This is a genomic window from Pseudomonas sp. FG86, assembly GCF_057808775.1.
In genome coordinates this window covers 198749-222747 of the sequence record NZ_JBMDIS010000005.1, presented here as the reverse complement: position 1 = coordinate 222747, position 23999 = coordinate 198749, and the positions used below count along the sequence as shown (strand labels likewise).

At 63.1% G+C, this 23999-nt stretch carries 11 protein-coding genes; 5 read left to right on the top strand and 6 right to left on the bottom strand.

What is annotated here, in order from left to right:
* Window positions 1-66: 66 nt before the first annotated feature.
* Genes ACODSV_RS05585 through ACODSV_RS05565 form a run of 5 tightly spaced genes read right to left on the bottom strand, consistent with a single transcriptional unit; the run spans window position 67 to window position 6283 of the window.
* The gene (locus tag ACODSV_RS05585) at window positions 67-828 is read right to left on the bottom strand and encodes an enoyl-CoA hydratase/isomerase family protein (protein ID WP_150053699.1); all 762 of its coding nucleotides are present in this window, start codon (window positions 826-828) and stop codon (window positions 67-69) included.
* The gene (gene atuD, locus ACODSV_RS05580; RefSeq protein ID WP_150053698.1) at window positions 825-1982 is read right to left on the bottom strand and encodes a citronellyl-CoA dehydrogenase; all 1158 of its coding nucleotides are present in this window, start codon (window positions 1980-1982) and stop codon (window positions 825-827) included. The genes ACODSV_RS05585 and atuD overlap by 4 nt, the downstream gene beginning before the upstream one ends.
* A 16-nt stretch (window positions 1983-1998) precedes the next feature.
* On the bottom strand, window positions 1999-3615 hold the full coding sequence (gene atuC / locus ACODSV_RS05575) for a geranyl-CoA carboxylase subunit beta (protein WP_150053697.1): 1617 nt from the start codon (window positions 3613-3615) through the stop codon (window positions 1999-2001).
* Between the two features lie 3 nt (window positions 3616-3618).
* Window positions 3619-4491 (bottom strand): SDR family oxidoreductase, encoded by an 873-nt coding sequence (locus ACODSV_RS05570; protein ID WP_024076672.1) that lies wholly within the window; start codon window positions 4489-4491, stop codon window positions 3619-3621.
* Between the two features lie 13 nt (window positions 4492-4504).
* Window positions 4505-6283, bottom strand: coding sequence for an acyclic terpene utilization AtuA family protein (locus ACODSV_RS05565; protein ID WP_024076671.1), 1779 nt, complete (start codon window positions 6281-6283; stop codon window positions 4505-4507).
* A gap of 152 nt (window positions 6284-6435) precedes the next feature.
* Between ACODSV_RS05565 and ACODSV_RS05560 the strand changes: the two genes are divergently transcribed.
* The 3 genes from ACODSV_RS05560 (at window position 6436) to ACODSV_RS05550 (ending at window position 9290) form a co-directional block, all read left to right on the top strand.
* A complete protein-coding gene (locus ACODSV_RS05560) occupies window positions 6436-7059 on the top strand; it encodes a TetR/AcrR family transcriptional regulator (protein ID WP_024076670.1) in 624 nt (207 codons plus the stop codon).
* A gap of 94 nt (window positions 7060-7153) precedes the next feature.
* Window positions 7154-7948 carry a substrate-binding periplasmic protein gene (locus ACODSV_RS05555; RefSeq protein ID WP_150053696.1) on the top strand — a complete coding sequence of 265 codons (795 nt, stop codon included), beginning with the start codon at window positions 7154-7156 and terminating at the stop codon, window positions 7946-7948.
* Between the two features lie 151 nt (window positions 7949-8099).
* A complete protein-coding gene (locus tag ACODSV_RS05550; protein ID WP_150053695.1) occupies window positions 8100-9290 on the top strand; it encodes a hypothetical protein in 1191 nt (396 codons plus the stop codon).
* Between the two features lie 102 nt (window positions 9291-9392).
* Here ACODSV_RS05550 and ACODSV_RS05545 read toward each other — a convergent pair whose 3' ends face one another.
* Complete coding sequence (locus ACODSV_RS05545) at window positions 9393-9944, bottom strand: RNA polymerase factor sigma-70 (protein WP_024076668.1); 552 nt, start codon at window positions 9942-9944, stop codon at window positions 9393-9395.
* 302 nt (window positions 9945-10246) lie between these two features.
* On the opposite strand from ACODSV_RS05545, the gene ACODSV_RS05540 reads away from it, so the two are divergent.
* The gene (locus tag ACODSV_RS05540) at window positions 10247-10999 is read left to right on the top strand and encodes a thioesterase II family protein (RefSeq protein ID WP_150053694.1); all 753 of its coding nucleotides are present in this window, start codon (window positions 10247-10249) and stop codon (window positions 10997-10999) included.
* A 56-nt stretch (window positions 11000-11055) separates the two neighbouring features.
* Window positions 11056-23940 (top strand): non-ribosomal peptide synthetase, encoded by a 12885-nt coding sequence (locus ACODSV_RS05535; protein ID WP_454843251.1) that lies wholly within the window; start codon window positions 11056-11058, stop codon window positions 23938-23940.
* The last annotated feature ends 59 nt before the right edge of the window (window positions 23941-23999 follow it).

The following is a 23999-nucleotide window of genomic DNA, read 5'->3' as shown; positions in this document are numbered from 1 at the left end:
CCACGGAAGCAAGCTCCCTCGCCACAGACCACTGAAAATTGTGTAGATACCCATGCTCAGCGGGCGTCATTTGCACCACCCAGGCTTTCTCTTCTGCACAAAAGCCTGCGTCCCCTCGATCCCTTCTTCACTGGTCATCGCCTCGGCAAACCACTGCGCCGCCTGGTCCAGCAGCGGCCCCAACGGCTGCTCCACACTGGCCAGCAACAGCGCCTTGGTGCGTGCGTTGGCGCCTGGCGCGCAGCGCAGCACTTGCCCCAATACCTCATCCAAACGCTCCGCCAACGCCTGCGGATCGCGCTCGGTGAAGTGCACCAGCCCCAGCCGTTCAGCTTCCAGTCCATCAAAGCGTGCGGCGGTGAGTGCCAGTCGCCGCGCCTGGGTCAGGCCGATACGCTTGACCACGAACGGCGCAATCTGTGCCGGCAGCAACCCCAGGCTGGTCTCCGGCAAACCGAACTGCGCCTGGTGATCGGCAATCGCGATGTCACTCACGCAGGCCAACCCAAACCCACCGCCCAGCACTGCGCCTTGCAGCACCACGATGACCACTGGCGACACGGCTTCCACGTCTTGCAGCAAAGCGCCAAAGGCCCGGTTCAGCGCCTGCAATTGATCGCCTGCGCTGACCAGATCCTTCACATCGGCACCGGCGCAAAAGTGTCCGCCTGCGCCACTGATCACCACCGCGCGCACCTGGCTGTCCAACCCCGCCAGCACCGCGCGCAGTTCATTGACCATTTCCAGGCTCATTGCATTGCGGCTTTCCGGCCGGTTGAGGGTGATATGCAGCACCCCGTTATGCGGTTCGAGCAGCAGGGTGTTCATGGTTTTTTCCCCGGCAGGGTGCCCATCAGTTTGCAGATAATGCCCAGCATGATCTCGTCGGCACCGCCGCCAATCGATACCAGGCGCACATCGCGATAGGCGCGGGCCACCGGGTTGTCCCACATAAAGCCCATGCCACCCCAATATTGCAGGCAGCTGTCGCTGACTTCACGGCCCAGGCGCCCGGCCTTGAGCTTGGCCATGGAGGCCAGGCGCGTGACGTCCTGGCCTTTGATGTATTGCTCGGTGGCCTGGTAGACCAAGGCGCGCAGGCATTCGATTTCGGTGGCAAGTTCAGCCAGGCGAAAGTGAATCACCTGGTTGTCGATCAGCGCCTTGCCGAACGTCTGGCGCTCTTTGCAGTAGTCGATGGTGCTGTCGATGCAGTACTCCAGGCCCTTGATCATATTGGCCGCGCCAAACAGGCGTTCTTCCTGGAATTGCAGCATCTGCATCATAAAGCCGGCCCCCTCATGGCCGATGCGATAACGCTGTGGCACGCGCACGCCATCGAAAAATACCTGGGCGGTCTCGGAGCTGTGCATACCGAGTTTTTCCAAGGGCGGGCTGACGCTGATGCCCGGAGTGTTCATCGGCACCATGATCAGCGACTTGTTGATATGCGGCTTGTCGTCGGAGGTGTTGGCCAGCAGGCAGATAAAGTCGGCGCTGGGGGAGTTGGTGATCCACATCTTGCTGCCGTTGATCACGTAGTCGTCGCCGTCCTTGCGCGCATGGGTCTTCAGCCCGGCCACATCGGAGCCCGCACCGGTTTCCGAGACGCCGATGCAGCCCACTTGTTCGCCGCTGATGGCCGGGCGCAGGAATTCGTCGCGCAATTCGTCGGAACCGAAGCGGGCGAGGGCGGGGGTGCACATGTCGGTCTGCACGCCGATGGACATGGGGATGCCACCGCAGCGTATGGTGCCGAACTCTTCGGCGGCGACGATCGAGTAGCTGTAGTCCAGGCCCATCCCGCCGAATTGCTCGGGTTTGGAAATGCCCAGCAGGCCGAGGTCGCCGGCCTTGCGGAAGAGGTCGTGGATGGGAAAGCGGCCGGCTTTTTCCCATTCGTCGACGTAGGGGTTGATCTCGCGGTCGACGAAGGCGCGGACGGTGCGGCGCAGTTCATGATGTTCCTGGGTGAAGATCATTGTGCTTATTCTCCGGTTAGAAACGCGCCACACCAAAGCTGTTCGGCTGCAACTCCCGCACTTCGGCTTCATCACAGATATCCAGCAGAAACCCCAGCAGCGTGCGGCTATCCCGTGGGTCGATCAGCCCGTCATCCCACAGGTTCGCACTGCCATACAGCGCGGTGGATTGACTCTCGAGCTTCTGCGCAGTGACTTGCTCCAGCATATCCAGCACCTTGGGGTCCGGCACCAGGCCGTTCTTCAGTTGTTTGGCCTCGGTGACAATCCGCAGCACCTTGCCGGCTTGCGCGCCGCCCATCACGGCGGTACGGCTGTTGGGCCAGGCGAAGATAAAGCGTGGGTCGAGGCCGCGTCCGCACATCGCATAGTTGCCGGCGCCGTAAGAGCCGCCGACCACGAGGGTGAGTTTAGCGACGCGTGCATTGGCCACGGCCTGGATCATCTTGGCGCCGTGCTTGATCACGCCTTGTTGCTCCGACTCGGTGCCGACCATAAAACCGGTGGTGTTGTGCAGGAACAGCAGCGGCGTACGGCTCTGGTCGCACAGCTGGATAAACTGCGCGGCCTTGCTGGCGCCCTTGGGGGTGATCGGGCCGTTGTTGCCGATGACGCCGACGGCCCGCCCCTGGATGTGCAGGTGACCGCAGACGGTGTGGGGGTCGAACTCGCCCTTGAACTCCAGGAAGTTCGAACCGTCGCCCAGGCGTGCGAGGATTTCGCGCACGTCATAGGGTTTTTTCGGGTCGTCGGGGATCAGTCCCAGCAAGTCGTCGACCGGGTACAGCGGCTCCTGATAAGCCCGCTTGGGCGCAGGCGGCAGGCGATCATTCCAAGGCAACAGGCTGACAATCTCGCGCACGATGCGTATGCCGTCGGCGTCGTTTTCAGCCAGGTATTCGGCGGTGCCTGCGGTTTGCGCGTGCATTTGGGCACCGCCCAGTTCCTCGTCGCTGGCGACTTCGCCGGTCGCTGCCTTGAGCAGCGGCGGCCCAGCCAGGAATAGCTTGGCCTTACCGCGCACCACCACCACGTAATCCGACAGCCCCGGCTGGTAGGCGCCGCCCGCCGTGGCCGAGCCGTGTACCACGGTGATCTGGGGCAGGCCCATGGCGGACATGCGCGCCTGGTTGGCGAAGCTGCGTGCGCCTTCGACGAAAATCTCTGCCGCGTAGTTGAGGTTGGCACCGCCGCTTTCAGCGAGGGTCACCACCGGCAGCTTGTTCTCCATGGCGATCTGTTGCAGGCGCAGGGATTTTTTCAAACCCGTAGGCGAAATGGTGCCGCCCTTGATCGCACTGTTGTTGGCCACCACCAGCACGCGCACACCGCTGACGTAGCCGATGCCGGCGATCAAACCGCCACCGGCCGCGCTGCCGTCCTTGTCGTCGTGGAGCTTGTAGCCGGCGAGGCTGGCCAGTTCCAGGAACGGCGCGCCGGGGTCCAGCAGCCGGTTGAGGCGCTCGCGGGGCAGCAGTTGGCCACGTTGGTCGAACTTGGGCTTGGCCTCCTGGGCCTTGCTGAGCAGGGCATCTTCCAACTGGCGCCACTGCGCGATGGTGGCGAGCAGGGCTTCGCGGTTCTGTGCGAACTGCGGGCTGTGGGCATCGATCGAGCTTTCAATCACGGGCATGGTTTATTGCTCCGCCTTGAGCACGTCGGGTAGATACGCGCGGTGGAAACCATTGAACGGCGCGCTCGGTGGGTGCGCCTTGTGCAGCGGCCAGGCGCGGTTGCCCAGGCTGGCGGCGCCGTCGATGCGCAGGGTGCTGCCGCTGATGAAGGCCGCGGCGGGGCTGAGCAGGAACACAATGGCCGCACTGACTTCCGACTCGGTGCCGATGCGCTTGAGCGGCACGTGTTCGCGCAGGGTCGGGATCACGGCCTTGAACGCGCCTTCGTAGGTGTCCATGCCGCTGGAGGCAATCCAGCCCGGCGCTACCGCGTTGACCCGCACCCCGGCGTAACCCCATTCGAACGCTGCGGTCTTGGTGAAGTTGTCCATGCCCGCACGCGCCGCACCCGAATGGCCCATGCCGGGCATGCCGCCCCACATGTCCGCGAGCATGTTGACGATGGCGCCGCCGTGTTTGCTCATCGACTGGTTGAACACCTCGCGCGCCATCAGGAAGCCGCCGACCAGGTTGGTGCGCAGTACGGTTTCGAAGCCTTTTTGATTGATCGACGCGAGCGGCGACGGGTACTGGCCGCCGGCGTTGTTGACCAGCCCATGGATCGGGCCGTGGTCATTGAGGACCTGCGTGACCAGCGCTTTCACCGCCTCTTCATCGCGAATATCGCAGGCCAGCCCGTGGGCGCTGCCACCGTCTTCGGCAATTTCCGCCGCGACCTTTTGCAGTTTTTCCGGCTTGCGCCCGACCAGGATCACCTGGGCACCGAGGGCTGCCAGTTCATGGGCGGTGCAGCGGCCAATGCCGCTGCCGCCGCCGGTGACAATCACGGTGTGACCCTGGAACAGGTTGGCTTTGAAGATCGAGTCGAAGGCCACGGCGACATTCCTTTTATTGGCATTGATCGGCGATGTGTTGCGGCACGGCGATGGGGATTTCCAGCAGTTGCTGGGCAAAGGCCTTGCCTTGCGGGTCAATGCGCAGGCTGGCGATACCGCCGCCGCCCAGGGCATTTTCCAGCAGGAAGTTGAGGCTGTGGCTGCCCGGCAGGTACCAGCGTTCGACACGGCCGTGGAGCGGGTCGAGCACGTGGCTCATCCAGTCGACGACCACGGCTGGGGTCAGGGTCTCGGCGATCCACGGCAGGTACGCCGGGTCGCGGGCGATCACCCCGATATTGCTGTGGTTGCCCTTGTCGCCAGAGCGCGCCACGGCGAGTTTCACCAGGGGCACGCTGGCGTCGGCACGGCCCTCGGGCATGGGTGGGTCGACAGGGGCGGAGGGCGTGCCCAGCGCATCGCGGGTGGGCAGTTCGCAGGTGTGACGCTGGCCCTGGACGTCGATGAGCAACGCACACGCAGACTTATCGACCAGGAATGAAAACAGTCGAATCAGCGGATACACCGTCGGCCGCCCACCGACGATGCCGGTCAGCCCCGGCGCCATGCCAGTGGCCGCCTGGGCGATCTCGCGGGCGAACAGCGCCAGTGCCTGCTTGCTCGGGTGCCGCACCGCGATCTTCACCACCACTTCGCGGCAGTCATGGCGTTGGGCGTGGGCGCCGTAGGTGGCTTCACTGCCGAGCAATTCGATATTCACCTCGGTGTAGGGCGCCCAGCCTTGTTGGCTGAACAGCTCCGAGGTCTTGTGGATGATCGCCTGGCTGACCCGCTCGGCCTTGGCCACCGCGTCGATCCCGGCGATCAGGCAACTGGCGGTGCAGCGAAAACCATCGGGGTAGGTGGCGCTGACTTTGTATTGAGCGGTGGGCGGCAAGCCCTTGGCGCCATGCAGGCGCACGCTGTGCTTGCCTTGCTGGTGCAATTTGACCTGGCTGAAATCGCAGATCACGTCAGGCAATAGGTAAGCGCGGGGGTCGCCGATTTCGTAGAGCAGTTGTTCGGCCACGCTCAGTTCGCTGATCAGCCCGCCGCTGCCTTCGACTTTATTGACGGTGAACTGGCCGTCGGCGCTGACTTCAACAATGGGGAAACCGATGTGTTCGTAGTCCGGCACGTCGCGCCAGTCGGTGAAGTTGCCGCCGGTGCACTGGGCGCCGCATTCGATGATATGCCCGGCCAGGGCGGCCTGGGCGAGGCGGTCGTAATCCTGCCAGGACCAGTTGAATTCATGCACCAATGCCGCACTGACCACCGCGCTGTCGACCACCCGGCCGGTGATGACGATATCGGCGCCCAGCTTCAGCGCCTGGGCAATGCCCGGTGCGCCCAGATAGGCGTTGGCAGACACGCACAGGGGCGGCAGGGGCGCGCCGTTGAACATGTCAGTGATGCCTTGCAGGTGCGGGAGTTGGGCGTGCAGGTCATCGCCCAGCAGCACCGCGATTTTCAGCGGCACGTGGGCCTTGTCACAGGCCGCTTGCAGGGCGGCGGCGCAGGCGTGCGGGTTGATCCCGCCGGCATTGCTGATCACGCGGATGCCCTGGCGCTGGATATCGCCCAGCAACGGCGCGAGGACCTCGACAAAGTCTGTGGCGTAGCCGGCCTGGGGATCTTTCATCCGGGCGCTGGCCAGGATCGACATCGTGACTTCCGCGAGGTAGTCGAACACCAGGTAATCCAGCTTGCCGCCGTGCACCAACTGGGCAGCGGCAGTGCAGGTGTCGCCCCAGAAGGCACTGGCGCAGCCGATACGAACCGTCTTGCTCATGAGAAATCCTTCCTCGAATGGCTGGCTTTGATCCTACCAAGCAAGCGCTTGGTTTGTAAACTTCGGATACAAGTTTTAGCCAAGCGCTTGCTTGGGTGGCGGCCACGGCCTAAATTGCCGCCCAAGACGTCAAAGAAGTAGAGGAGAGCAGCATGGATGAGCACAAAGCCCTGCGGGTGATGCGCACCATGGTCGACGGCGGCCAATTGACCGACCCCGACAGTGCCCGGGGCAAGTTGCTGCAAACCGCGGCTCACCTGTTTCGCAACAAGGGCTTTGAACGCACCACCGTGCGCGACCTGGCCAGCGCCGTGGGCATTCAGTCCGGCAGCATCTTTCATCACTTCAAGAGCAAGGACGAGATCCTGCGCGCGGTGATGGAGGAAACCATCCACTACAACACCGCGTTGATGCGGGCGTCGCTGGAAGAAGCGACGAACGTGCGCGAGCGTGTGTTGGCGCTGATTCGCTGCGAATTGCAGTCGATCATGGGCGGCAGCGGCGAGGCGATGGCGGTGCTGGTATACGAATGGCGCTCGCTGTCGGCCGAAGGCCAGGCCCAGGTGCTGGCCCTGCGTGATGTGTATGAGCAACTCTGGTTGCAGGTGCTGGGCGAGGCCAAGGCCGCCGGCTATATCAAGGGCGATGTGTTTATTGCCCGGCGCTTTCTCACGGGGGCCTTGTCCTGGACCACCACCTGGTTCCGTGCCGAGGGCAGCCTGACCCTTGAACAATTGGCCGAAGAGGCTTTGTTGATGGTGTTGAAGGCCGATTAAGGCGCAAGCTGTTAATTTGGCGGTGGAAAAGTTGTCTCGCCAGACAAAAACGCCTAGCTTATCGCCATCAGAATAGTGAACGGTGTGTGCCTCGATGTTTTCGCCATGGCGGCTGGCTGCAGGACTTTCTTTATGGGCACTGGGCACCGCAGGGTGGATGCCAGCTTCGGCCGCGCAATTGGTAAGGATTGGCGCCGCGCATTTCCCGCCCTACACCGTACGCCCTGAGCAGGGCGCAGACACCGGTTTGCTGCCGCAACTGGTGGAAGCGCTGAACGCCGCGCAGGCGGACTACCAATTTGTGCTGGTCCCCACCTCCATCCCCCGGCGTTTCCGGGATTTCGAGCAAGGCCGGGTGGACATGGCGATCTTCGAAAACCCGGACTGGGGCTGGCAGAAGATTCCCCACACCAGTGTCGACATGGGGCTTGAAGATGCCGAAGTGTTCGTCGCCCAGCATGAACCCGACCGCGATCAAAGCTATTTCAACGACCTGACCGGCAAGCGCCTGGCGGTGTTCAGCGGTTATCACTACGCCTTCGCCAACTTCAACGCCGACCCCAGGTACATGGCCGAGCACTTCAACGCGACGCTGACCTACTCCCATGACAGCAACCTGCTGATGGTCGCCCGTGGCCGTGCCGATATCGCGCTGGTCACGCGTTCATACCTGAGTGACTTCATGGTGCGCAATGCCGAGATGGCGGGCCAGTTGATGGTGTCGGAGCGCATTGATCAGGTGTACCACCATTACGCCTTGCTGCGACCCAAGGCGCCGATCAGCGGGTCGGCGTTTGCCGAACTGCTCAAACGTTTACGCGATAACGGCGAGATGTTGAAGATTTTCGAGCCGTATCGCATTGATGTGATGGCCGTGCCTGGGAATTAAAACGATTACTCGGTGTTCGGGTGGTTAAGTACCGCTGGTCTGAATGGGAATAAAACTGTCAATTCTCACAGTAGGCGGTCTATGACACTTGTTATTAACTCTTTCCGCGTGGAAGCCGCACATTTGCGGCCTCAGTCGAAGAGAGTCCCCCATGGCAAATGCATCCGGTAAATTACTTGAGCCAATTGAATTTGCGCCACCTTCAGTTAGACATGCCCAAGGACCGACGTTAAATCCTTTGCTCGCACGCAATGGGGGAACGGTAGAAATCACGTTGGATGACATGTCAACGAACGCGCTCTACACCGTTTATTTCAAAACGCCGATAGCGGGAGCCAATCCCGTTATTGCACCCCAGCATGGCAATGAATCAAAACACCTGGAATTCTTCGTTCCCGCGCCTGTCATTGGCCGGTGTATTGGATATACGGTCGAGATTTTTTATACCGTCGAGCAGAACGGTGTGTTCCTGGGTCAGTCGTTGGCATTGGACCTGACCATCATGCCACTGTCGCCCAGTGACGTGGATGTGCCTGGTGTCTATCTGGTGGAAGCAGGAGACAGCGAGAACCTGGATTTGGCAATCTTCCCCGGGAGCGTCAATGCGAGCCTTATTCCTTATCCATTTATCGAAGTCGGGCAGTTTGTGTGGTGCGAAGTCACGGGTACGGATGAGGATGGTCAACCGATTTCCCTTTGGGTAATGAAAGCCTATGAAGTGAAACCCTATGAGGTTCTCAACGGATTTCAATTTCAGATCACACGCTATTTCCTCAACCAACTTGCGAATTGGTCATCCATTGATGTCAAGTTTTATGTGAAGTATGACAGGGTAGCTTTGCTGGAAGCCGACCCTGTACAAGAACTGCGTGTCACCACAAAAGGCATCAGGCAGTCAGTGCGTTACGCCTTTTTTGATAGAACTGATTTCGAATTTAAAAACTTGAATCACTGGGAGGAAGGGAGTGCGATAAATGATCCTCGCGACTTGATTATCCAGCGTAGTGGCGACGACTGGTATGCGCACTTTTACACTTATACCCATCAGTCAGACGGTGTTTTGCTGGAGAAGACGTTCTCGCGTTTGCTGGTTGGGCAGGTTTATTCATTTTCTGTGCTCGTACAGCGGGCTAATAGCTCTTATACGGTACCCAGGTTGTCACTGAGTGCCGATGTGAATCAAAAAACACCCGAGACACTCTTTCCTGATCGAACTCAAGTAAAGCTCACGCTTGAGTTCGAAGCGTCGTCTCCAGTGATGACACTTCAAATTCATAGCCATGAACCGTCGGGACATGGAAACGATTTCAACCTGCGACAAATTGTGGTGATGTCGGTTTGATCAAAGACAGGTCGAGTCAATGTCGGAGGGCTGCATGTTTGCAGCTCCCTGCATTGTTCCAATCTTTCGATTTTTCCCCGCAGGGAACGCTTCAGGGCGTTATCAAACCCGCCGCGCAAACGTGTCGCTATGGTTGCCCGACACCTTACGGCAATGCACCAGCGCATCACGGATCATGAAGTTCACCAGGGTTGGCGACACACCCAGTTCCTTGGCGATGTCCTTTTGCGGCACGCCGTGCAGGCGGTACATCTCGAATGCATAGCGGGTGCGCTGGGGCAGCTCCGTCAGGGCGTCGGCGATGTTTTCCAGGGTGTTGAAATTGATGTGGGTGGTTTCCGGTGATGCGCCATGAATCACCACATTCAAGCCTTCCTCTTCCGTGCCCGAGTACTTGAGCTCCAGGGCTTGCTTGCGGTAGTGATCGATCGCCAGGTTGCGCACGATCTGGAACAGGTAACTCAACTGGGCCTTGAACGATGAGGTGATCGTCGGTGCCGATTGCAGCCGGAAGTAGGCGTCCTGCACCACATCTTCGGCCCGGGAGCGGCACCCGGTAATTCGTGCTGCGATCTTTACCAGGATCAGCCGATTGTCGACGAATGCCTGGAGCAGCGGTGAGTCGCACCTGCCTGTGGATACTTGTTCCGTCATGGAAATCACCTTGTCGCTAAAGAGGTTAGGGGAGGGCGTCCTTGCTGAGGCCTCCTACACATCGGGCAATAAATTATGCTTAATGATAATGATTGTCAAATGAGAAGGCGAACTAATCTTATGCCTTTGCGGAAGGTGTGAGCCACGTCTCGCTCACCCCCGGCGACTAATTATTTGCCGGTGCCGTCCGTTCTTCTGGGTGACAGGTCCGTTAGTAAAACGGCCAAGGATCAGCACCCGCAGGAGGGCGAGATGGGTTTCTATCGTGCATACAGCGTGATTCAGTGTGGGGGCCACCGGCGATGAGTGCGCCGACTCGACTGCGCCTGTTTTGCCTGCCTTATTCAGGGGCCAGCGCCATGGTCTACGTGCGTTGGCGCCGCGCCCTGCCGGAGTGGTTGCAAGTGTGCCCGCTGGAGTTGCCCGGGCGTGGCATGCGCATGGACGAGCCGTTGCAGCGTGATATCAAGGTATTGGCCGCGCAGTTGGCGGATGAAATCAGTCGCGACCTGGACGGCCCCTACGCGCTGTTCGGTCACAGCCTGGGTGGCCTGCTGGCCTTCGAGCTGGCGCATGCGCTGAACGAGCGCCATGTGCCTGCGCCGCTGGCATTGTTCGCCTCCGGCACCGCCGGGCCCGCGCGCCGTGATGTCAGTGAATACGCCATTGAAAAGACCGATGAGCAACTGATCGCCCGCCTGCGCGAACTGCAAGGCACCGCCGAAGAAGCCCTGGCCAATCCCGAGTTGATGAAATTGATGCTGCCGATCCTGCGCGCCGATTTCCTGCTGTGCGGCAGTTTCACCTATGACCAGCGCACGCCGCTGGACATGCCGATCCATGTGTTCGGCGGCAAGCAGGACAGTGTGCGCGCCGACCAATTGCTCGATTGGCAGGCCGACGCCGCCAGTGGCTTTTCCCTGGATATGTTCGACGGCCACCACTTCTTTCTCGTGCAGCACGAAAGCGCCGTGCTGCGCTGCCTGCGGCGTTATGCCGACGAGCACCTGGCCCGCTGGCGCAATGGCACGGCGCGGCAACTGGCCGCCGGCTGAACGCCCCCTCCCATTCCCGAATTTCCCGTAAGCCGATTTCAGGCAGGAACCCCAAGATGGACGCCTTCGAACTTCCCCGCACCCTGGTCCAGTCCCTTCAACAGCGTGCCGAGCAGACCCCGGACCAAGTGGCCCTGCGCTTTCTCGCCGAGTCCGCCGAACAGAGCGTCGTGCTCAGTTACCGCGACCTGGACCTGCGCGCCCGCACCATCGCCGCCGCCCTCCAGGCCAACGCAACGTTGGGCGAGCGTGCGGTGCTGCTGTTCCCCAGCGGCCCGGACTATGTCGCGGCGTTCTTCGGATGCCTGTACGCCGGCATCATTGCAGTGCCGGCCTACCCGCCGGAGTCCACCCGCCGGCATCACCAGGCGCGCCTGCTGTCGATCATCGCCGACGCCGAGCCGCGCCTGCTGCTGACCATCGCCAGCCTCGGCGATGGCTTGGCGCAGCTCGAAAACGCGCCGCCGGTGTTGAGTGTCGACACCCTGGACGCACAAATCGCGGACAGCTGGCGCGCCCCCGACCTGCAACCCGACGACATTGCCTTCCTGCAATACACCTCTGGCTCCACCGCGTTGCCGAAGGGCGTACAAGTCAGCCACGGCAATCTGGTTGCCAATGAAGTGCTGATCCGCCGAGGCTTCGGCATCGACGTGAACCCGGACGATGTGATCGTCAGCTGGCTGCCGCTGTACCACGACATGGGCCTGATCGGCGGCCTGCTGCAACCGGTTTTCAGCGGCGTGCCCTGCGTACTGATGTCGCCGGCGTACTTCCTCGGCCGGCCGCTGCGTTGGCTGGAAGCGATCAGCGAATACGGAGGTACCATCAGCGGCGGCCCGGATTTCGCCTACCGTTTATGCAGTGAGCGGGTCAGTGAGTCGGCGTTGGCGCGTCTCGACCTGAGCCAGTGGCGCGTGGCCTATTCCGGCTCCGAGCCGATCCGCCTCGACACCCTGGAACGCTTCGCCGAGAAATTCGCCCGTTGCGGTTTCACCGCGAACAGCTTCTTCGCCTCCTACGGCCTGGCCGAAGCGACCCTCTTTGTCGCCGGTGGCCGCCGTGGCCAGGGCATCCCCGCGCTGCGTGTCGACGAACAGGCGTTGGCCGCCAACCGCGCCGAACCAGGGCAGGGCAGTGCGATCATGAGTTGCGGCACGAGCCAGCCGGACCATGGGGTGCTGATCGTCGACCCGCACACCTTGAGCGAACTGGCCGACAACGGCGTCGGCGAAATCTGGGCCAGCGGGCCGAGCATCGCCCATGGCTACTGGCGCAACCCCGAAGCCAGCGCCAAGACCTTCGTACAGCACGCCGGCCGCACCTGGCTGCGCACCGGTGACCTGGGCTTTATCCGCGAGGGCGAGCTGTACATCACCGGCCGCCTGAAAGACCTGCTGATCGTGCGCGGGCACAACCTGTATCCCCAGGACATCGAGCAGACCATCGAGCGCGAAGTGGAAGTGGTGCGCAAGGGTCGCGTTGCGGCGTTCGCGGTGAATGATCAGGGCCAGGAAGGTATTGGCATTGCGGCGGAAATCAGCCGCAGCGTGCAGAAGATCTTGCCGCCTGAAGCGCTGATCAAAGCCATCCGCCAGGCCGTGGCCGAGGCCTACCAAGAGGCGCCGTGCGTGGTGCTGCTGCTCAACCCCGGTGCCTTGCCCAAGACCTCCAGCGGCAAGCTGCAACGCGCGGCCTGCGCGGTGCGTCATGCCGATGGCAGCCTCGATAGCTATGCGCAGTTCCCCGACCTGCATGCGCCGGCGCCTAATGCGGCGCAGGGGTCGGAGCTGCAAAGCCGGATCGCGGCGATCTGGTGCGAACAGTTGCACGTGGCGAGCGTGGCGGCCGACGATCACTTCTTCCTGCTCGGCGGCAACTCCATCACCGCCACCCAGGTGGTCGCGCGCCTGCGCGAAGACCTCGGCCTGGAGCTGAACCTGCGCATGCTGTTCGAAGCCCCGACCCTGGAAGGCTTTGCCACGCATATCGCGCAATTGCAACAGGACGGTGGCGTTGCCCAAGGCGCGATCCACACCCTATCGCGCGACGAAGACCTGCCCCAATCCCTGGCCCAGAATCGCTTGTGGATCACCTGGCAACTGGATCCCCTGAGCAGCGCCTACACCATCCCCGGCGCCCTGCGTTTGCGTGGCGAGCTGGATGAGGACGCGGTACGTGCCAGCTTCCAGCACTTGATCCAGCGCCACGAAGCCCTGCGCACACGTTTCTATGAGCGCGATGGCCAAGCCTTCCAGCGTGTGGACGCCAACAGCGATTTCGATCTGCACGTCATCGACCTCAGCCACCGGCCCGCCGCCGAACGTGACGCCCGCGCGCAACAGATCCGCGAGGACGAAGCGCGTGCCCAGTTCGACCTGGAAAACGGCCCGCTGCTGCGGGTGACCCTGGTACGCCTGGAGGATGAAGATCATCAACTGCTGGTGACGCTGCACCACATCATTGCTGACGGCTGGTCGCTGAATCTGCTCATCGACGAGTTCTCGCGACTGTATGCCGCCGCTGCCCAGGGCCAAACCCTGGCGTTGCCACCCCTGGCTTTGCAGTACGCCGACTACGCAAGCTGGCAACGCCAATGGCTGGCCGAAGGCGAAGGCCAGCGCCAACTGGCGTACTGGAAAGCGCAACTGGGGGAGGAGCATCCGGCCTTGAGCCTGGCCACCGACCACCCGCGCTCGGCGCAGCAACGCCACACTGCTTCACGCCACAGCGTGCGCCTGGGCGCCAGCCTCAGCGAAGCGATTCGCCAGACTGCCCAGTCCCATGAGTCCACGCCATTCATGCTGTTGCTGGCGGCGTTCCAGACCTTGCTCTATCGCTACAGTGGCCAGCGCGATATCCGCATTGGCGTGCCCAACGCCAACCGCCCACGCCAGGAAACCCAGGGCCTGGTCGGTTTCTTTATCAACACGCTGGTGCTGCGCGCCGAACTGGACGGGCGTTTGCCGTTCAACCAGCTATTGGCCGCGACACGCCAGGCCGCCTTGGGCGCCCAGGCGCATCAGGACTTGCCCTTTGAACAACTGCTGGAGGCGTTCCCGCAGGCCCGCGAACAGGGTTTGTTCCAAGTGATGTTCAACCACCAGCAACGCGACCTGAGTGCCTTGCGCCGCCTGCCGGGCATGCTTGCCGACGAGCTGCCGTGGCACAGCCGCGAAGCCAAGTTCGACCTGCAACTGCACACTGAAGAAGACCGCAATGGGCGCCTGGGCCTGTCGTTCGACTACGCCGATGAACTGTTCGAGCCTGCGACGATCCAGCGCCTGGCCGAACACTTCATCCACCTGCTGCACGCGATCTGCGAGCATCCGCAGCGTGCCCTCGGCGACCTCAAGCTGATGCAGCAGGACGAACAGCAAGCGTGGAGCCAGGCGCCGTGTGCCCCCGCTCAACAATGGCTGCCCGAACTGCTCAACCCATCTGTCTCTGATAACACCGCGCTGGTCTGGCAGGACGGCAGCCTGACGTTCGCCCAACTGCATACCCAGGCCAACCGCCTGGCCCATTACCTGCGCGACAAAGGCGTTGGCCCGGACGTGTGCGTGGCCATCGCTGCCGAGCGGTCGCCGCAGTTGCTGATCGGCCTGCTGGCGATTATCAAGGCCGGCGGTGCCTATGTGCCGCTGGACCCGGACTACCCCGCCGAGCGCCTGGCCTACATGCTCCGGGACAGCCGCGCGCACCTGCTGCTGACCCAGACCGCCTTGCTCGAACACCTGCCGACGGCCGATGGCGTGTGCGTGATCGCCATGGACAGCCTGCACCTCGACAGTTGGCCGACCCAGCCCCCGGGCCTGCACCTAGAGGGTGACAACCTCGCCTACGTGATCTACACCTCCGGCTCCACCGGCCAGCCCAAGGGCGTGGGCAACACCCATGCGGCCCTGGCCGAACGCTTGCAATGGATGCAAGCCACCTATCAGCTCAACCACACGGATGTGCTGATGCAAAAGGCGCCGATCAGTTTCGACGTGTCGGTGTGGGAATGCTTCTGGCCGCTGATCACCGGCTGCCGCCTGGTGCTGGCTGGCCCTGGCGAGCATCGTGATCCGCACCGTATCGCGCAGTTGGTCCAGGAACACGGCGTGACCACGCTGCACTTCGTGCCGCCGCTGTTGCAGCTGTTTATCGATGAACCCTTGGTGGCCGAATGCACCAGCCTGCGCCGCCTGTTCTCCGGTGGTGAAGCCTTGCCCGCCGAGCTGCGCAACCGCGTATTGGCGCAGTTGCCGGCGGTGCAATTGCACAATCGTTATGGCCCGACCGAGACCGCGATCAACGTGACGCACTGGCACTGCCGCGTGGAGGATGGCGAGCGCTCGCCGATTGGCCGCCCACTGGGCAATGTGATCTGTCGCGTGCTGGATGAGCAGCTCAACCCCGTGCCCGTTGGCGTGCCGGGTGAGCTGTGCATCGGTGGCATTGGCCTGGCGCGGGGTTACCTCGGTCGTCCTGGGTTGACCGCTGAGCGCTTTGTCGCCGACCACCAAGGTGCGCGCCTGTACCGCACCGGTGACCGCGCCCGGTGGAGCGCCGACGGTGTGCTTGAGTACCTCGGCCGTCTCGACCAACAGGTCAAGCTCCGCGGTTTCCGGGTGGAGCCGGAAGAAATCGAAGCGCGCCTGCTCGCCCTGGACGGCATCGCCCAGGCCGTGGTGCTGGTGCGTGACGCACAGTTGATCGGCTACTACACCGCCCATGCCGAGCTGGACGAACAGCAGGTCAAAACCGCCCTGGCCGCCGAGCTGCCGGAGTACATGGTGCCCGCCCTGCTGATGCGTCTGGACGCCATGCCCCTGAGCCCGAGCGGCAAGCTCGACCGCCGCGCTTTGCCGGAGCCGGTGTGGCAAACCCGTGAGCACGTCGAGCCTGAAACGCCGCTGCAACAGCAGATCGCCGCGATCTGGCGCGAGGTCCTTGGCCTGCCGAAGATCGGCCTGCACGATGACTTCTTCGCCCTGGGCGGCCACTCGCTGCTGGCCACGCAAATCATCTCCCGTACCCGCCAGGCCTGTGACGTCGAGCTGCCGTTGCGCACGTTGTTCGAAGCCAGCGAGTTGGGCGCTTTTGCTGAACAGGTCGGGCTGATCCAGGCGTCGGGGCAACGCAACCAACAAACCACCATCGCCAAGGTCGACCGCAGCGAACCGGTGCCGTTGTCCTATTCCCAGCAGCGCATGTGGTTCCTCTGGCAGATGGAGCCGGACAGCCCGGCCTACAACGTCGGCGGCATGGCGCGCCTGCGCGGGGTGCTGGATGTGGGGCGTTTCGAGGCGGCGTTGCAAGCCTTGATCATGCGCCATGAAACCTTGCGCACCACCTTCCCGAGTGTCGATGGCGTGGCCTATCAGAAGGTCGCGCCGCAGTCCGGCGTGCGCATGGGCTGGCAGGACATCTCGGCGCTCTGCGAAACCGAGCGCCAGCAACGCTTGCAGCAGCTGGCCGACCATGAAGCCCACACACCGTTCAACCTGGAAACCGGCCCGCTGCTGCGCGCGTGCCTGGTCAAGGCCGGTGAGCAGGAGCACTACCTGGTGCTGACCCTGCACCATATCGTCACCGAAGGCTGGGCCATGGACATCTTTGCCCGTGAACTCAGCGCGTTGTACGAAGCCTTTATCGACGAGCGCGACTCGCCGCTGGCGCCGTTGCCCGTGCAATACCTCGACTACAGCGTGTGGCAACGCCAATGGCTGGAAGCCGGCGAACGCCAACGCCAGCTGGATTACTGGACCGCGCAACTGGGTCATGAGCACCCGCTGCTGGAACTGCCCGGCGACCGCCCACGGCCACCGGTACAAAGCCATCGTGGCGAGCTGTACCGTTTCGAATTGAGCGATGACCTGGCGGCCCGCGTGCGCGCCTTCAACGCCGAACGCGGCCTGACCCTGTTCATGACCATGACCGCCACCCTGGCCGTGTTGCTCTACCGCTACAGCGGCCAGACCGACTTGCGCATCGGCGCCCCCGTGGCCAACCGGATTCGCCCGGAAAGCGAAGGGCTGATCGGCGCGTTCCTCAATACCCAGGTGCTGCGTTGCCAGCTCAATGGGCAGATGACCGTGGGTGAGTTGTTCGAACAGGTGCGTCACACCGTGATCGAGGGCCAGTCCCATCAGGACCTGCCGTTCGACCATCTGGTCGAAGCCTTGCAACCGCCGCGCAGTGCGGCGTACAACCCGTTGTTCCAGGTGATGTGCAACGTGCAGCGTTGGGAGTTCCAGCAGAGCCGCCAACTGGCCGGCATGACGGTCGAGTACCTGGCCAACGATGCGCGCGCGACCAAGTTCGACCTCAATCTGGAAGTCACCGACCTTGACCATCGCCTGGGGTGCTGCCTGACCTACAGCACCGACTTGTTCGATGAGCCGCGCATTGCGCGGATGGCCGAGCATTGGCGCAATCTGTTGCAAGCGCTGATCGCCAGCCCCGAGCAGCGTCTGAGCGAATTGCCTTTGCTCAGCGCCACGGAACAGCGCGCGTTGCAGGACAGCCTGGGCGTCGAAGCGGGCGAGCACCGCCTTGATCAGTGCATTCACACGCTGTTCAGCCAACAGGCAAAAGCCCGTGGCGATGCGCCCGCGCTGACCTTCGCCGGCGTTACCCTCAGCTACCGCGAGCTGGACGCCCGCGCCAACCGCCTGGCCTGGATGCTGCGCGAGCGTGGTGTCGGCCCGCAGGTACGCGTCGGCCTGGCGTTGCCGCGCGCCCTGGAAATGGTCGTCGGCCTGTTGGCGATCCTCAAGGCGGGCGGTGCCTATGTACCGCTCGACCCGGAATACCCGCTGGACCGCTTGCACTACATGATCGAAGACAGCGGCATTGGCCTGCTGCTCAGCGATGCAGCGATGTTCGAAGCCCTGGGTGAACTGCCGGCGACCGTGGCCTGCTGGTGCCTGGAAGATGACCTTCCGGTGCTGGAGAATTACCCGGCCGATGAACTGCCCTTTATCAGCCTGGCGCAGCACCAGGCCTACCTGATCTACACCTCCGGTTCCACCGGCAAGCCCAAGGGCGTGGTGGTGTCGCACGGCGAAATCGCCATGCACTGCCAGGCCGTGATCGAGCGCTTCGGCATGCGCCCGGACGACTGCGAACTGCACTTCTATTCGATCAACTTCGACGCCGCTACCGAACGTTTGCTGGTGCCGTTGCTCTGCGGTGCGCGGGTGGTATTACGCGCCCAGGGCCAGTGGGATGCAGAAGAGATCTGCGCGCTGATCCGTACCCATCGCATCAATATCCTCGGCTTTACGCCGAGCTACGGCAGCCAGTTGGCGCAGTGGCTGGCCACCCAACATCAGACGTTGCCGGTGCGCATGTGCATCACCGGTGGCGAGGCGTTGACCGGCGAACACTTGCAGCGCATCCGCGCAGCGTTCCAGCCGCAGGTGTTTTTCAACGCCTATGGGCCGACCGAAACCGTGGTGATGCCGCTGGCCAGCCTCGCGCCCGAGCAGTTGGAGGAGGGCGCCGGCAGCGTACCGATCGGCAGCATCATCGGGGACCGCGTGGCGTACATTCTCGACGCCGACCTGGCCTTGGTGCCGCAAGGTGCGACCGGTGAGTTGTACGTCGGTGGCGCCGGCCTGGCCCAGGGGTATCACCAGCGTCCGGGCATGACCGCCGAACGCTTCGTGGCCGATCCCTTCGCGCGTGACGGCGGGCGTCTTTACCGCACCGGCGACCTGGTGCGCCAACGCGTCGATGGCCTGGTGGAGTACCTGGGGCGGATCGACCATCAAGTGAAGATTCGTGGCTTCCGTATCGAACTGGGCGAGATCGAAACCCGCCTGCTGGAACATGCGGCCGTACGCGAGGCCGTGGTGCTGGCGCTGGATTCGCCCAGCGGCAAACAGCTGGTGGCGTACCTGGTCAGCGATGCCGAGCACGGCGCATTACGCGATGCGCTCAAGGCGCATCTCAAGGCGCAACTGCCGGACTACATGGTGCCCGCGCACCTGATCGTGCTGGACAGCATGCCGTTGACCGCCAACGGCAAGCTCGACCGGCGTGCCTTGCCGCAACCGGACCCGGAAGCCAACCGCCAACAGTACGTGGCCCCGCGCAACCCGTTGGAAAGCACCCTGGCCGCGATCTGGTGCGCCGTGTTGAACGTGCCGCAAGTCGGCCTGGACGATAACTTCTTTGAACTGGGCGGCGACTCGATCCTGTCGATCCAGGTGGTCAGCCGTGCGCGGCAGGCGGGGATTCACTTCAGCCCCCGCGACCTGTTCCAGCACCAGACCGTGCAAACCCTGGCGGCGGTTGCCACGCTCGTCGAGCAAGTGACGGCCGAGCAGGGCGTGCTCACCGGCAGCTCGGGCCTGACGCCCATCCAGCAGTGGTTCTTCGATACCCCGATTCCCGAACGTCAGCATTGGAACCAGGCGCTTGTCCTCAAGCCCCTGCAACTGCTCGAGCCCCATCGCCTGGAGCAAGCGCTGTTGGCGGTGCTGGAACACCACGACGCGCTGCGCCTGAGCTTCAGCCAGCGCGACGCGCAATGGCACGCCGAGCACTTGGCCGTGCCCCAGGGCGGCGTGCTGATGCAGGCGCACGTGCACGATATGGCGCAGTGCACCGCGCTGTTCACCGAGACCCAGCGCAGCCTCGACCTGGCGCACGGCCCGCTGTTGCGCGCCTTGCTGGTGGATGGCCCGCAAGGGCAACAGCGCCTGCTGATCGCTATCCATCACCTGGTGGTCGATGGCGTGTCGTGGCGGGTGCTGCTGGAGGATCTGCAAAACGTCTATCGCCAACTGAGCGAAGGCCAGTCCGTCAGCCTGCCGGCCAAGACCAGCGCCCTGCGTGACTGGGCTGCGCGCTTGCAGGCTTATGCCCACAGTGAATCCCTGCGCGAGGAATTGACGGTATGGCAGGCTCAATTGGCCGGCCCGGCCGTGGCATTGCCGGTGACGCGTCCTCTAGGCGCGCTGCGTAATCGGGATGCGGATACCGTCAGCGTTTGCCTGGATGCCGAACACACCCGCCAGTTGCTGCAACAGGCCCCCAGCGCCTACCGCACCCAGGTCAATGACCTGCTGTTGACCGCGCTGGCCCGTGTGGTGTGCCGCTGGAGTGGGCATGATTCGGCGCTGATCCAGCTGGAAGGCCATGGTCGTGAAACCCTGTTCGATGATATCGACCTGACCCGTAGCGTCGGCTGGTTCACCAGTGCTTATCCGCTGCGCCTGACCCCACTGGCGGAGCAGGGCGCTTCGATCAAGGCGATCAAGGAGCAACTGCGCGGCATCCCCCACAAGGGCCTCGGCTATGGCGTGCTGCGTTACCTGGCGGACGACCTGTGCAAGCAGACCCTGGCCGGGCTGCCCAGCGCCGGCATCACCTTCAACTACCTCGGTCAATTCGACCAGAGCTTTGGCGCCGATGCGCTGTTCCACCCGCTGGATGAATCCGCCGGCCTGGCCCATGACCCGGACGCGCCACTGCCCAACGAACTGAGCGTCGACAGCCAGGTATACGGCGGTGAGCTGGTGCTGCGCTGGACCTTCAGCCGCGAACGCTTCGATCGGCAGACTCTCCAGGCTCTGGCCGATGCCTACCTGGCCGAACTGCGCAGCCTGATTGCGCACTGCCTCAGGGACGATGTTGGCGGTTTCACGCCGTCGGACTTCCCCCTGGCGCACTTGAGTCAGGCGCAACTGGACAGCTTGCCGGTACCCGCCAGCGTCATCGAAGACGTCTACCCGCTGACGCCAATGCAGGAGGGTTTGCTGCTGCACACCCTGCTGGAACCGGGCACGGGTCTCTACTATATGCAGGACCGCTACCGCATCGACAGCGCCCTGGACCCTGAGCGTTTCGCCCAGGCCTGGCAGGCGGTGATCGCCCGGCATGAAGCCTTGCGTGCCTCGTTCTGTTGGAACGTTGGCGAAGACATGCTGCAAGTGATCCATCAGCCGGGCAGTACGCCGATTGAGTACCTGGATTGGAGTGCTGATCCAGAAAGCGAGCAGGAGCCGCGTCTGCAAGCGCTGCTCAAGAAGGAGCGCGAAGCCGGTTTCGATCTGCTCAACCAGGCGCCGTTCCACCTGCGCCTGATCCGCGTCGGCGCCGAGCGCTACTGGTTCATGATGAGCAACCACCACATCCTCATCGATGCGTGGTGCCGCTCGTTGTTGATGAATGACTTCTTCGAGATCTACATGGCCCTGGGCGAAGGGCGCGAGGCACAACTGGCCACGCCGCCGCGTTATCGCGACTACATTGCCTGGCTGCAACGCCAGAACCTGAGCGAAGCACGCCAGTGGTGGCAGCAGAACCTGCAAGGCTTCGAGCGCACCACGCCGATCCCGAGCGACCGGCCATTCCTGCGTGAACATGCCGGCCATAGCGGTGGCATGGTGGTGGGCGACTGCTACACCCGTCTCGAGGCCCGCGACGGTGCGCAACTGCGCGAGTTGGCGCAGGCCCATCAACTCACCGTCAACACCTTCGCCCAGGCTGCATGGGCGTTGGTGCTGCGCCGCTTGAGCGGCGATCGTGACGTGCTGTTCGGCGTCACCGTGGCTGGGCGCCCGGTGGACATGCCCGAGATGCAGCGCACCGTCGGCCTGTTCATCAACAGCATCGCGCTGCGGGTAAAACTGCCCGAGGACGACCAGCGTTGCAGCGTGCGCCAGTGGTTGAGCGGCTTGCTCGACAGCAACATGCAACTGCGCGAGTACGAATACCTGCCCCTGGTCACGATCCAGGAACACAGCGAGTTGCCCAAGGGCCAGCCGCTGTTCGACAGCCTGTTCGTGTTTGAAAATGCCCCGGTGGAAGTCTCGGTACTGGATCGCGCACAAAGCCTGAATGCCACCTCGGACTCCGGCCGCACCCACACCAACTTCCCGCTGACCGCGGTGTGCTATCCGGGTGATGACCTGGGGTTGCACCTGTCTTACGACCAGCGTTACTTCGACGAAACCACCGTGCAAAGCATGCTCGGCGAGTTCAAGCGTTTGCTGCTGGCATTGATGCACGGGTTCCATGGCGACATGGCCGACCTGCCGCTGATGGGCGAGCAGGAACGTGCGTTCCTGTTGCACGGCTGCAATCAGAGCGCGCACGCCTACCCGCTGGAACGCAGTTATGTCGAACTGTTCGAAGCGCAGGTCGCCGCCCATCCACAGCGCATTGCCGCCAGTTGCCTGGACCGACAGTGGACCTATGACGAATTGAACCGTCGCAGTAACGGGCTCGGTCACGCGCTGATCGCGGCGGGTGTCGGCCTGGACCAACCGGTGGCGTTGCTGGCCGAGCGTAGCCTTGACTTGCTGGGCATGATCATCGGCAGCTTCAAGGCCGGTGCCGGTTACCTGCCGCTGGACCCCGGCCTGCCGAGCCAGCGTTTGCGCAGCATCATCGACCTGAGCCGTACGCCGTTGCTGGTGTGCACCGAGGCGTGCCGCGAGCAGGCCATCGCGTTGCTGGATGGTTTTGACTGTCAGTTGCTGGTATGGGAGGAAGTGCCGTCCCGGGGTGCCAACCCTGGTGTCTACAGCACACCGGACAACCTCGCCTACGTGATCTACACCTCGGGCTCCACCGGTTTGCCCAAAGGGGTGATGGTCGAGCAGCGCGGCATGCTCAATAACCAGTTGAGCAAAGTGCCTTACCTGCAACTGAGCGAGACGGATGTGATCGCCCAGACGGCCTCGCAAAGCTTCGATATTTCCGTGTGGCAATTCCTTGCCGCGCCGCTGTTCGGGGCGCGGGTGGATATTGTGCCGAACACCATCGCCCACTATCCCCAAGGCTTGCTGGCGCATGTTCAGACTCAAGGCATCACGGTGCTGGAAAGCGTGCCGTCGCTGATCCAGGGCATGCTGGCCGAGGAGCGCATCAGCCTCGATGGCCTGCGCTGGATGCTACCCACCGGCGAGGCCATGCCGCCGGAGCTGGCGCACCAGTGGTTGCTGCGTTACCCGCAGATCGGCCTGGTGAACGCCTATGGCCCGGCAGAATGCTCGGACGACGTGGCGTTCTTCCGCGTCGACCTGGCCTCGACCCGTGGCACTTACCTGCCGATTGGGACGCCGACCGACAACAACCGCTTGTACCTGCTGGACGGTGCGTTGGAACTGGTGCCCCAAGGCGCGGTAGGCGAGTTGTGCGTAGCCGGTACCGGTGTGGGGCGTGGCTATGTCGGCGACCCGTTGCGCACCGCCCCAGTGTTTGTGCCGAACCCGTTCGGCGCGGCGGGCGAGCGTTTGTACCGCACCGGCGACCTGGCACGCCGTCGCAGCGATGGTGTGCTGGAGTACGTCGGGCGTATCGACCACCAAGTGAAGATTCGCGGTTACCGCATCGAGCTGGGGGAAATCGAAGCACGCCTGCACGAACAATCGGACGTGCGCGACGCGGCCGTCGGCGTGCAGGAGGGGGACAACGGCAAACACCTCGTCGGCTACCTGGTGGCCGCCGATGAAACCCTGAACCCAGGCGAACGCCTGGACCGCATCAAGCAACGCCTGCGCGCCGAGCTGCCGGAGTACATGGTGCCGCTGCATTGGCTATGGCTGGACCGCCTGCCGCTCAACGCCAACGGCAAGCTCGACCGCAAGGCCCTGCCCACCCTGGAGATCGGCCAATTGCACAGCCAGGACTCCCTGGCGCCGCGCAACGCACTTGAAGCCACCTTGGCCGCGATCTGGGCCGAGGTGCTGAAAGTCGAAAGGGTAGGGGTACAGGACAACTTCTTCGAACTGGGCGGACACTCGTTGCTGGCCACGCAGATTGCCTCGCGGGTGCAGAAAACCCTGCAACGGGATGTGCCGCTGCGGGCGATGTTCGAGTGCAGCACGGTGGCGGCGTTGGCCGAGTACATCGATGGGCTGGCGGCGAATGAGATCAGCGCGCAGAAGGTGGATCGCTTGAGTGATTTGATGGCGGAGCTGGAAGGCTTGTAATTTTCGCAGCCTGCGCGGGCCTCATCGAGAGCAGGCCCCCTCCCACAGTGACCGGGTTC